Source organism: Mesocricetibacter intestinalis, from assembly GCF_004363295.1.
In the GTDB taxonomy this organism is placed as follows: domain Bacteria; phylum Pseudomonadota; class Gammaproteobacteria; order Enterobacterales; family Pasteurellaceae; genus Mesocricetibacter; species Mesocricetibacter intestinalis.
The window spans coordinates 213,120-225,345 of record NZ_SNYQ01000002.1 but is presented as its reverse complement, the minus strand read 5'-3'; the positions used below and the strand labels follow the sequence as shown (position 1 = coordinate 225,345).

Annotated in this window: 7 protein-coding genes and 1 pseudogene; 2 read left to right on the top strand and 6 right to left on the bottom strand. The window is 44.3% G+C overall.

From position 1 onward, the window contains the following. The first annotated feature begins 2 nt into the window (after window positions 1–2). Together cysW and EDC45_RS03775 are read left to right on the top strand one after the other, a co-directional pair. The gene (gene cysW / locus EDC45_RS03780) at window positions 3–866 is read left to right on the top strand and encodes a sulfate ABC transporter permease subunit CysW (RefSeq protein ID WP_133543605.1); all 864 of its coding nucleotides are present in this window, start codon (window positions 3–5) and stop codon (window positions 864–866) included. Between the two features lie 23 nt (window positions 867–889). Continuing rightward, the gene (locus tag EDC45_RS03775; RefSeq protein ID WP_133543603.1) at window positions 890–1,963 is read left to right on the top strand and encodes a sulfate/molybdate ABC transporter ATP-binding protein; all 1,074 of its coding nucleotides are present in this window, start codon (window positions 890–892) and stop codon (window positions 1,961–1,963) included. A 75-nt stretch (window positions 1,964–2,038) separates the two neighbouring features. Here the strand turns inward: EDC45_RS03775 and EDC45_RS03770 are convergent, their stop codons facing one another. The 6 genes and pseudogenes from EDC45_RS03770 to EDC45_RS03745 form a co-directional block, all read right to left on the bottom strand. Further along, window positions 2,039–3,175, bottom strand: a complete 1,137-nt coding sequence (locus EDC45_RS03770) for a DUF2827 family protein (RefSeq protein ID WP_133543601.1) — start codon at window positions 3,173–3,175, stop codon at window positions 2,039–2,041. A 77-nt stretch (window positions 3,176–3,252) separates the two neighbouring features. Next, entirely contained in the window at window positions 3,253–3,885 is a 633-nt protein-coding gene (locus EDC45_RS03765; protein ID WP_166635098.1) for a YadA family autotransporter adhesin, read from the bottom strand. After that, window positions 3,882–8,456 (bottom strand): coiled-coil domain-containing protein, encoded by a 4,575-nt coding sequence (locus EDC45_RS03760; protein ID WP_133543599.1) that lies wholly within the window; start codon window positions 8,454–8,456, stop codon window positions 3,882–3,884. Before EDC45_RS03760 ends, EDC45_RS03765 begins: the two co-directional genes overlap by 4 nt. An 886-nt stretch (window positions 8,457–9,342) precedes the next feature. After that, window positions 9,343–9,462, bottom strand: a pseudogene (locus EDC45_RS10465) (ESPR domain-containing protein); the annotation flags it as partial. Between the two features lie 755 nt (window positions 9,463–10,217). Then, a complete protein-coding gene (locus tag EDC45_RS03750) occupies window positions 10,218–10,913 on the bottom strand; it encodes a hypothetical protein (RefSeq protein WP_133543597.1) in 696 nt (231 codons plus the stop codon). 218 nt (window positions 10,914–11,131) lie between these two features. Beyond that, the gene (locus EDC45_RS03745) at window positions 11,132–11,824 is read right to left on the bottom strand and encodes a hypothetical protein (RefSeq protein WP_133543595.1); all 693 of its coding nucleotides are present in this window, start codon (window positions 11,822–11,824) and stop codon (window positions 11,132–11,134) included. Window positions 11,825–12,226 lie beyond the last annotated feature (402 nt).

Here is a 12,226-nt window from a genome sequence, read left to right as displayed (position 1 = left end):
CCATGCGCTCCCGGTTATCTCAATCCTTAAACTGGCAAAAATGGCTTTTGCTTATTATCGGCTTAAGCTTCTTTGCCCTGATTTTACTGGCGCCGCTGCTCACGGTTTTTTATTATGCACTTGAACAGGGAATCACCGTCTTTGTGCGAGCCATCAGCAATGAAGAAGCATTAGCCGCCCTTTGGCTGACAATAAAAGTAGCCCTAATCAGCCTGCCGATTAATATCTTTGTCGGCATTGTGATGGCATGGACCATCGCTTACTACAATTTCAAAGGAAAAGCGCTGCTGACCGCTCTGTTGGATTTACCTTTCGCCATTTCTCCCGTGGTCGTCGGCCTGATGTTTCTGCTGTTATTCGGTCTGGAGGGGTTATTCGGCGGCTGGTTGTATGAACATCAGATTCGGGTGATGTTCGCTTTACCTAGCATCGTTATGGTTACCCTGTTCGTTACTTTTCCGTTGATTGCAAAATCCTTAATCCCGACGATGACGGCGCAAGGTAACAGCGAAGAGCAAGCGGCATTAATTCTGGGTGCTTCCACTTTTACCCTGTTCTTCCGTATAACCCTACCGAAAATAAAATGGGCGCTGATTTACGGCGTCATTCTGAGTAATGCCCGTGCCATGGGAGAATTCGGCGCCGTCAGTGTTGTTTCCGGGCATATTCGCGGGCTGACCAATACGATTCCGCTGTATGTGGAGATCAGCTATAACGAATACCAATTTGTCGCCGCTTTTGCCTGCTCCGCACTGTTGGCGTTACTGGCAATTTTTACCCTGCTACTGCAACATCTGATAAAACGCCGGCATGGAGAACCCCCTAGCCATACGGATAACGCGCCCTCCGTTACCCGCCCCTTATAAAGCCGAAATAAAAGGAAACCTCTATGTCCATTCGTATTGAAAACCTGGAAAAATATTTTGCCGGCTTCCACGCCCTAAAGAATATCAATCTGACCTTTGGCCAGAATCAGCTGACCGCGCTACTCGGCCCGAGCGGATGCGGAAAAACCACCTTATTGCGCACCATCGCCGGACTGGAATTTGCCGACAGCGGCAATATTTATTTCGGCGATAAAAAAGTTACCGCACTTTCCGCCGCACAGCGTAATGTAGGCTTTGTATTTCAGCACTATGCCTTATTTCCGAATATGAATGTATTTGATAATATTGCTTTCGGTCTACAGGTTAAACCGCGCCGGCTGCGTCCCGAAAAAGAAAAAATCCGCCAAAAAGTAACCGCTCTTTTAGCATTGGTTGAGCTGAGCCATCTCGCCGCCGCTTATCCTAATCAGCTTTCCGGCGGTCAACGCCAGCGTGTTGCTCTGGCTCGTTCCCTGGCGGTAGAACCTCAGGTACTCTTGCTGGACGAGCCTTTCGGTGCGCTAGATGCACAGGTACGTAAGACCCTGCGCCGCTGGCTGCGAGATTTACACCTTGAACTCAAGGTTACTTCGGTGTTTGTAACCCATGATCAGGAGGAAGCGCTGGACGTTTCCGATCGCATTGTGGTTATGAACCGCGGCAGTATAGAACAGAGCGATCAGCCGGAGCGTATCTATCATTCACCGCAAACCCCCTTCGTAACACAATTTGTGGGTGATGTTAATGTATTTCACGGGCATATTGATCAGGGAAATCTGGTGGTGGGAGAATTTGCACACCGCTTTAATAATACGAACCAAACTCAGGCGATCGATAATCAATCGGCCACCGCTTATATCCGCCCTTACGAACTTACTCTCTCCCGCTCTGCGGAAAACGCTCTGGCTTCAGGACGAATCGTTCATATTAACGCCATAGGTTTTATTGTACGGATTGAAATTGAAAGCCGACAAAGCGAACAGCCCATTGAAGTGATTCTGACTAAAAATGATTATCTGCAACAGAAGTATCAGGTAAAGGATCTGGTTTATTTAGTACCGGATAAGCTCAATCTGTTTCAGCAAATGAATATCTGAGCAAATCCGGAGAAACAAATAATCTCCGGATTCCGTCCCAAAGATAAAATTAGACAAGTAAGAAGAAAAAAATAGCTATTCAAACAGGCGCTTTAACTCTTTTTCATAATGGTAAATATTTACCGGATTATCCGGTAACAACGAGTCGAGATATTCATTCGCTCGTTTAACATAGTCCGCATGATTTCTATCATGATGCTCAATCACTTCCAGTAAAACTTTAGCGCCTTCAAAAGCATCAAACTGATCATAATAATAGCCGATCCCTTTCGGTAATAATTTTGAATTATGAATAAAGGGATAACCGCCGTATAAAGCATCATTATAGGCATAATTCAAACCGTTTTCCCATTGATGACTAAGCACCACATCCACATAACGGGTCAGAAAATCCGGCATCTGATAACGGTCTTCCACCGTCATCACATTATCTTTTACAATCTGGGTTCGACCGATAAAATTAAAAAAGGTCGGATTATCTTTTTTATCATAGGTATTGCAGGCATAATAATGCTTTATCTTTTCCGGCTCCGTACGATAAGCCTGTTCAACAATCAAAATCGGAATAAAACTGGTTTTGACCACATTAATATTGGGTTCAAAACTCGCAATCCGTTTACCTTTTTCACGCCTTTCGGGGCGATAGCCAAACTCTAAATTATGCTGTTCTTTTAATCGCTTAATCACTTTATCACAAAATAGCGGCGACCATATTGCGGGAACAACACGGGATTCGCAGCAATACATAATAGAAAAATAAGAACGGCAGGTATTTTCATGTTGGGGAATCATCCATATCGCATCAAAAGTTACCCCGTTAAATGTACGCCCTGCCGGCTTTTCAAAAATAAAATATTCCATATCCATAATAAAATCATTGCCTATTTTGTAGCAGACAACTTTTCCGTTATGGGCATGCATGCGCTCTTTCTGATGGGGTTCAATGGTTAAAGTTCCTTCAATCAATACATCCAATTCATCAATCACATCATCAATATAGGCAAACTTTAATCCCAGATTATCTAGCATAAAGCCTTCCGGCGGGGTCGTACGTTTTTCCGGCCCCCAGGATACCAAAACAACATCTTCAACCAAGTTGGAATGTTCGAATAAGGTAAAAAGATGAATAATATTTTGATTTGCTCCGTTAGACCAAATATCCGTGATCTTTGGTTCTAAATTAAAAGTGATTCCTACTTTATATTTACGCATAAATTTCTCACTAACAATATAAAAAAATCACTCAGATGATACATACCTGAGTGATTTTGATAAAGATTAATTAATCATTATTTCCATTGATAACCAATACCGGCCCCCACGTTCAAATCACCACGGGTTGAAGCCGCACCGCTAACTTTGAAAATAATTTTATTATTATCCGATAACTTAGAGTAACCGACCGCAACGGCATTCTCGCCTTTAAAGTTTCCTACGCCGACACCTACTGTATTCGCCCCAGGCTGCGTTACTTGCGGGATATTAGCCATTGCAGTAACGCCGGCAATACCTGCACGAAGTTTTTTATCGGTTCTTCTCAAATCTCTACGCACAGATTCGGTCTGAGCCTTAACCTCATTAAGCTGATTAACATTAACCGCATCCGTCCCGTTAATCCCCCGAGCTACATTAGTAATACGACGTTCATTACCCTCGCTGCCGACAGAAACGGTATTTGGTGCATCTGCAACAGAATTAGTACCTAATGCAACAGAATTATCCGCTTTTGCTTGGGCATTTTGTCCTAGGGCTGTCGCATCTTTCGCCGTTGCTTTTGCATTGCTGCCAATTGCCGTTGTATTTTCCTCACTCGCTTCGGAGCCATAACCTAAAGCGGTTGAGTTTTTACCCGTTGCTTTAGCACTATCTGCATTTCCATCATTATTTGCACTGAAAGAGGTTTTACCGTCTTCACTGATCAAACCTGCATCTTCAATTTTTTGTAATGTTGAACTTGCACTATCCGCCGCTGTTTCTGCTTTTGTTGCGGAATCATCTGCCGCACTAGCTGCACTTTCTGCAGACTGGGCCGAACTATCTGCTGCGGTTGCTGAGCTATCTGCGGCTGTTGCCGAGCTATCTGCTGCAGTTGCTGATGAATTTGCCGCTGTCGCTGAACTATCTGCTGCAGTCGCTGAGCTATCGGCAGCTGTTGCTGAAGAGTTTGCGGCGGTTGCCGAACTATCTGCTGCAGTCGCTGAAGAGTTTGCGGCGGTTGCCGAACTATCTGCTGCAGTTGCTGAACTATCTGCAGCTGTTGCTGAGCTATCTGCTGCTGTTGCTGATGAATTCGCAGCGGTTGCTGAGCTATCTGCTGCAGTTGCTGAACTATCTGCTGCAGTCGCTGAACTATCTGCTGCTGTTGCTGAGCTATCGGCTGCTGTTGCTGAGCTATCGGCTGCAGTTGCTGAGCTATTTGCTGCAGTTGCTGAGCTATCTGCGGCTGTTGCCGAGCTATCTGCTGCTGTTGCTGAGCTATCGGCAGCAGTCGCTGAGCTATCTGCTGCAGTTGCCGAACTATCTGCTGCAGTTGCTGAGCTATTTGCTGCTGTTGCTGAGCTATCTGCTGCAGTTGCTGATGAATTTGCAGCGGTTGCTGAACTATCTGCTGCAGTTGCTGATGAATTTGCAGCGGTTGCTGAACTATCTGCTGCAGTCGCTGAGCTATTTGCTGCAGTTGCTGAAGAGTTTGCAGCGGTTGCTGAACTATCTGCTGCTGTTGCTGAGCTATCTGCTGCAGTTGCTGATGAATTCGCAGCGGTTGCTGAGCTATCTGCTGCAGTTGCCGAACTATCTGCTGCGGTTGCTGATGAATTTGCAGCGGTTGCTGAACTATCTGCTGCAGTTGCTGAGCTATTTGCTGCAGTTGCTGAAGAGTTTGCAGCGGTTGCTGAACTATCTGCTGCAGTTGCTGAAGAGTTTGCGGCGGTTGCCGAACTATCTGCTGCTGTTGCCGAACTATCTGCTGCAGTCGCTGAAGAGTTTGCAGCGGTTGCTGAACTATCTGCGGCTGTTGCTGAACTATCTGCGGCTGTTGCTGAGCTATCTGCGGCTGTTGCTGAGCTATCTGCGGCTGTTGCTGAGCTATCGGCTGCTGTTGCTGAAGAGTTTGCGGCGGTTGCTGAGCTTGCCGATGATTGAGCTGATTGATCCGCTGCAGTTGCAGAGCTTGCCGATGATTGTGCTGATTGATCCGCTGCAGTTGCTGAGCTTGCCGCTGATTGAGCTGATTGATCCGCTGCAGTTGCAGAGCTTGCCGATGATTGGGCTGATTTATCCGCTGCAGTTGCTGAGCTTGCCGATGATTGAGCTGATTGATCCGCTGCAGTTGCTGAGCTTGCCGATGATTGAGCTGATTGATCCGCTGCAGTTGCTGAGCTTGCCGATGATTGGGCTGATTGATCCGCTGCAGTTGCAGAGCTTGCCGCTGATTGAGCTGATTGATCCGCTGCAGTTGCAGAGTTTGCCGATGATTGTGCTGATTGATCCGCTGCAGTTGCAGAGCTTGCCGCTGATTGGGCTGAATTGCTTGCAGCTGTTGCTGAGCTTGCCGATGATTGAGCTGATTGATCCGCTGCAGTTGCAGAGCTTGCCGCTGATTGGGCTGAATTGCTTGCAGCTGTTGCTGAGCTTGCCGCTGACTTAGCAGATTTATCTGCTGCTGTAGCAGAGCTTGCCGATGATTGTGCTGACTTATCCGCTGCCGTAGCTGAATCCGCTGCAGATTGAGCTGAATTATCTGCTGCTGTTGCTGAGCTTGCCGATGATTGTGCTGATTGATCCGCTGCAGTTGCAGAGCTTGCCGCTGATTGAGCTGATTGATCCGCTGCTGTAGCAGAGTTTGCCGCTGATTGAGCTGAATTGCTTGCAGCTGTTGCTGAATCCGCTGCGGATTGGGCAGCTGTACTTGCTTCTGTTGCTGAGTTTGCCGCTGACTTAGCGGATTGATCTGCTGCTGCAGCTGAACTTGCTGATGATTGTGCTGATTTATCCGCTGCTGTAGCTGAATCCGCTGCAGATTGAGCGGAAGTACTTGCCTCTGTTGCGGAATTTGCTGCAGCTGTTGCCGAGTTTGCAGCCGAATTAGCTGATTGTTCAGCAGCCGTAGCTGAGCCTGCTGCCGATTGAGCTGAATTATCTGCTGCTGTTGCTGAATCCGCTGCGGATTGGGCAGATTTATCCGCTGCCGTAGCTGAATCCGCTGCAGACTGAGCTGATTTACCCGCTTCTGTCGCTGAATCAGCTGCAGATTGGGCTGAATTGCTTGCAGCTGTTGCTGAGCTTGCCGATGATTGGGCTGAATTGCTTGCAGCTGTTGCTGAGCTTGCCGATGATTGGGCTGATTTATCCGCTGCTGTTGCTGAATCCGCTGCGGATTGGGCAGCTGTACTTGCTTCTGTTGCTGAGTTTGCCGCTGACTTAGCGGATTGATCTGCTGCTTCAGCTGAACTTGCTGATGATTGTGCTGACTTATCCGCTGCTGCAGCTGAATCCGCTGCAGATTGGGCGGAAGTACTTGCCTCTGTTGCGGAATTTGCTGCAGACAGCGCTGAATTAGCTGCAGCTGTTGCAGAGCCTGCCGCTGATTGAGCTGAATTGCTTGCAGCTGTTGCTGAATCCGCTGCGGATTGGGCAGCTGTACTTGCTTCTGTTGCTGAGTTTGCCGCTGACTTAGCGGATTGATCTGCTGCTGCAGCTGAACTTGCTGATGATTGTGCTGACTTATCCGCTGCTGTAGCTGAATCCGCTGCAGATTGAGCGGAAGTACTTGCCTCTGTTGCGGAATTTGCTGCGGACTGAGCGGAAGTACCCGCTTCTGTTGCTGAATTTGCTGCGGACTGAGCTGATTTACCCGCTTCTGTAGCTGAATCCGCTGCAGATTGAGCGGAAGTACTTGCCTCTGTTGCGGAATTTGCTGCGGACTGAGCGGAAGTACCTGCTTCTGTTGCTGAATTTGCTGCAGACTGAGCTGATTTACCCGCTTCTGTCGCTGAATTAGCTGCAGATTGGGCGGAAGTACTTGCCTCTGTTGCGGAATTTGCTGCGGACTGAGCGGAAGTACCCGCTTCTGTTGCTGAATTTGCTGCGGACTGAGCTGATTTACCCGCTTCTGTCGCTGAATCAGCTGCAGATTGGGCTGAATTGCTTGCAGCTGTTGCTGAGCTTGCCGATGATTGGGCTGATTTATCCGCTGCTGTAGCTGAATCCGTTGCAGATTGAGCTGAATTGCTTGCAGCTGTTGCTGAGCTTGCCGCTGACTTAGCGGATTGCTCTGCTGCTGCAGCTGAACTTGCTGATGATTGTGCTGACTTATCCGCTGCTGTAGCTGAATCCGCTGCAGACTGAGCTGAATTATCTGCTGCTGTTGCTGAATCCGCTGCAGACTGAGCAGAGGTAGCTGCTTCTGTTGCTGAATTTGCTGCAGACTGGGCAGATTTACCCGCTTCTGTAGCTGAATCCGCTGCAGATTGAGCGGAAGTACTTGCCTCTGTTGCGGAATTTGCTGCAGACTGAGCAGAGGTAGCTGCTTCTGTTGCAGAATTTGCTGCAGATTGGGCGGAAGTACTTGCTTCTGTTGCTGAGTTTGCCGCTGACTTAGCGGATTGATCTGCTGCTGCAGCTGAACTTGCTGATGATTGTGCTGACTTATCCGCTGCTGTAGCTGAATCCGCTGCAGACTGAGCTGATTTACCCGCTTCTGTCGCTGAATTAGCTGCAGATTGGGCGGAAGTACTTGCCTCTGTTGCCGAGTTTGCCGCTGATTGGGCTGAATTGCTTGCAGCTGTTGCTGAGCTTGCCGATGACTTAGCGGATTGATCTGCTGCTGTAGCAGAGCCTGCCGCTGACTTAGCGGATTGATCTGCTGCTGCAGCTGAACTTGCTGATGATTGTGCTGACTTATCCGCTGCTGTAGCTGAATCCGCTGCAGACTGAGCTGATTTACCCGCTTCTGTCGCTGAATTAGCTGCAGATTGGGCGGAAGTACTTGCCTCTGTTGCGGAATTTGCTGCGGACTGAGCGGAAGTACCCGCTTCTGTTGCTGAATTTGCTGCAGACTGAGCTGATTTACCCGCTTCTGTCGCTGAATCAGCTGCAGATTGGGCTGAATTGCTTGCAGCTGTTGCTGAGCTTGCCGCTGACTTAGCGGATTGATCTGCTGCTGTAGCAGAGCCTGCCGCAGATTGAGCTGAATTGCTTGCAGCTGTAGCAGAACTTGCCGCTGACTTAGCGGATTGCTCTGCTGCTGTAGCAGAGCCTGCCGCAGATTGGGCTGAATTGCTTGCAGCTGTAGCTGAACTTGCCGCTGACTTAGCAGATTTATCTGCTGCTGTAGCAGAACTTGCCGCTGATTGGGCTGAATTGCTTGCAGCTGTTGCTGAGCTTGCCGCTGACTTAGCAGATTTATCTGCTGCTGTAGCAGAGCTTGCCGCAGATAGAGCTGATTTACTAGCAGCAGATGCCGCAGCTTGTGCTGATGCGGCAGCCGTTTCAATTTTAGAAAGATTATCAGTTACGGTTTTAGCTGCTGCGCTCGCTGCAGTAATAGAAGCCTTCGCACTGCCTGACAAACCATAAGTAATAGTACCATTTTTATTGGTAGTAACAGTAAGATCCTCTGTGGCACTAAAAGTTATATTATTATCACTGCCCAAAGTCCATTTTTTTGCTGAAGTGGTAGTACCATTCTCAATAACATTAAAACCATAAGTTCTTCCCGCATCGGCTTTATTTCCCATAGAAGTTGATAATTGAGAAATCGCCGTTGATGCTGTATTCGCAGTATTTAACGCTATAGTTGCTGTAGATTGAGCCTTTGATGCCGCTGTAGAAACAGCAGTTACATTGGAATTTGTCTGGAAAAGCTGTTGACCTGTTACGGCCTCGGTTGATGTATCACTCAAGTTTGCATTTGCAACATTAATTATTGTTCGTTTTGTGCTGTCATTGCCAATGGAAACTTGATTGCTTGCTGTTGTGGTAGAATTTGAACCTAAAGCAATACTATTAGTATGTGTTGAATTTGCTTGATATCCAATGGAAACCGCATCTGTGGCAGTTGCAGCCTTTTCGCCAATTGCAATACCATGCTGTGGTGCGGACGCATGTGGCCCAATTGCAATACTCCCTCCACCTGAGGTAGTAGTATTGGTACCAATAGCTATAGCATCTTGACCGCCTTTCCCTGCATTTGCACCAATAGCGATACTACCAACTTTATCTACTACAGCACCTTCCCCAATAGCAATACTACCACCGTTATTAAGGCTTGTAGCTCCGGTTCCAATTATTGCATCGCCGTTAGTCGAGCCAATTGCTACACCGGCAACCGCATCACCACTTAATGTCGTTGCCAACCCCACAACTACAGAGGCAACAGCACTTAAAGAAGCTTTTTTATTGACGGATGATTTGGTCTTTCCTCTTGAACGACTAAGTTCCGATACTACAACCCATGTCTGTGTAATATGATTGAAAATAATTTTAAAAACTCTGTTCATAATAAACCTTTTAAATAGTTCCTTTGGCTGCTTTTAAAACGATTTCCCTATCATATCCATTTGCGTATGCGCTGCTGAATCGGAAATTAATAACAAAGTAACAAACAGCTAAAATCACCTTATCCCTTTCCAGCTATAAAATGACGGCCTAAAATTCATACTTTCCATACTGAACGGGCCTTTTAAGCATTATTTATTCCATTTCATACTAAAGGCAACCTGCAGATTTTTCGCAGTTGCCCAATGAAAAAAGAATAAAAACAGCTATAAAATTGCTTTTTTAGAGGAATTCATAAAAAAACCCGATAAGTATAGAAATATGAACAATAAAAATCAAGCAAAAAAAACAGTAAAAACATCATTTTACCCATACCCTTATATCAAAATGAAATATAAAAAGTTTAAAATTTAATCTGGGGTTATAACTCCCCGATATAATTTTATTAAAGAATGGAAATACAGCTTCGGGAAGAGAGCTAGCATAGGAAAACAGGGGCGAATTTTGCACAAAACCATCTTGATACAAATTAACTAAAAGCTTAAACAAAATCCAAGCTATCGAACATCGCTATACCGAGGCCTAGCAAAGGTAAATCGCTAATAGTTGCTCAGCGAAAAAGCGCCTACAATTAGGTTTAAGCCTATAAGCCTTGAGCATAGGCAAAAATAAGGCGGAAATCGAGAAGATAACCGCCTTTTTTAATTTTAATATCCTTTACTTATGAGGATCATCCCATATATTAAACCACTGCTTATCAGTTACTCCTACAGCTATAGGTACGTAAAAGTTTTGGATAATTGAGCCTTCTCACTTTTTCCGGCTCCGTAATATCAAAAATAGCACCGGAATATGTATAATAACTTTCATTATAAATTGAATTTACATTAGTTAAGTGCTCTGTCATTATTACCTGATAATCGCGCCCTGATTCAGGCATAAAAGTTAAGGCAAATCCATAAATATTTTCCGAATTCTCAAAAAGCTGTCTTAAAATTGCATATTTCTTGCCTATAGTTTTAATAAAAATAGTATAAGGTTTTTCAGCTTCCAGCCTGTATTCCCTGGATATATAGGTATGATCCGCTAACTTAACGCCATATTTTTTCTGATAATCTTCAAGAGGAATATTAACCATATTAATGGATTTATGATTAAATTCTTTTTGCGGCGGTGGCGTGATCATAAAGGTTCCCCATAAATATTTGGCATCGGCGCGCTTCATACGCGCACCCGACTCCACAGCCTTAACGATCGTATCGTTAATCGTTAAACAACCACTTCCCGGCAACACAAAAACATCGGCGTTATCCGTTGTAAACTTCACTCTTGCACTTTTATCGGCCGGAACATTTTCATCAAATGTCTTATCAGTATCAAAAAGCTGAATTTGGGTACATGCTGAAAGCAACAAGCTAGCAAAAATAGCAGCACAACAATGGGTTATTTTCATAAGCGTATGACTCCTATTATAAAAAGATAAATTTAAAATAATCGATCGGATAATAAATAAAGATTAGTTCTATATTTTTTATACCGGCCATATATCTTGAGATAACAATATAGAAATAACCTACGACATAGAAAAAATAAGGCGGGAATCAAAATAATAACCGCCTTTTTAATTTAATATTCCCTATTTCTAAGGGTAATCATATATAAACCGAGGTATTACCATATCCCCTTACAGCTATTGGTAACTATAACTTCTTTTGGATGGTCTAATTTTTTCACATTTTTCGGATCCGTAATATCAAAGAAAGCCGGGGCATATATATAAGAGCTTGATTGTTCATTGCTTGAATATTTGGAAGACATTATTACCTGATAATCATGCCCGGATTCAGGCGTAAAACTTAGTGCGAATCCATAAATATCTTCCTGCTTATCAAAAATTTTGCTTAAAATTGAAGCCTCCTTGCCTATGACTTTAACAAAGATAGTATAAGGTTTTTCAGCCTCCAACCTGTATTCTCTGGATATATAAGAATCATCTACTAATTTGGTGGCATAATTTTTCTGATAATGCTCAAGAGGAATATGGGGCATATTAATGGATTTGTAATTAAATTCTTTCTTAGACGCCCCTTTTGTTATAGACACTCTTTGTGAATTTTCCGAATCAGTATGTTTTAAGCTATTGAAAGCTTCTACGGCTTTAACCACTGTATCATTGATCTTTAAACAACTGCTTCCCGGTAATACGAAAACATCGGAATTATCCGTTGTAAATTTCACTCTTGCACTTTTATTGACAGGAGCATTTTCATCAAATCTCTTGTCAGTATCAAACTGCAAAAATTGGGTACATGCCGAAAGCGATAAACTTGCCAAAATAGCAGCACAACAATGGGTTATTTTCATAAGCGTATGACTCCTATATAAAATATAAATTTAAAATAATGACTAAACATTATTTACGATATTAATTACCACATCATATATTTTGTGATAGCAATAATTAATTTTTACTTCCTGTACTTATCATAAGCTTTGCATCTTTCTTTCATATAATAATAACAATACAATATGCTATCTGTTCTAAATCTATACCCTTGTTCATATAAGCATTGACCATATTTATCTCTTGTAAAAGAATTATTCTGGTTAACCTTATCAAAACAATCATTTTCAGTTTTTAATGATGCTTTTTCTTTTGTATCAATATGCTCCCAATATGCCATATTATCAATAGTGTAACTATCTCTATATAGGAAGAAATCCAAGCACCCTGATAAACAAAAACAAATTAAGATAAATATAAAT

Bases quoted from the DNA above. Each gene is read 5' to 3' on its own strand.
- EDC45_RS03750 (WP_133543597.1), bottom strand. From the start codon at position 10,913: ATGAAAATAACCCATTGTTGTGCTGCTATTTTTGCTAGCTTGTTGCTT.
- cysW (WP_133543605.1), top strand. From the start codon at position 3: ATGCGCTCCCGGTTATCTCAATCCTTAAACTGGCAAAAATGGCTTTTG.
- EDC45_RS03745 (WP_133543595.1), bottom strand. From the start codon at position 11,824: ATGAAAATAACCCATTGTTGTGCTGCTATTTTGGCAAGTTTATCGCTT.
- EDC45_RS03770 (WP_133543601.1), bottom strand. From the start codon at position 3,175: ATGCGTAAATATAAAGTAGGAATCACTTTTAATTTAGAACCAAAGATC.
- EDC45_RS03775 (WP_133543603.1), top strand. From the start codon at position 890: ATGTCCATTCGTATTGAAAACCTGGAAAAATATTTTGCCGGCTTCCAC.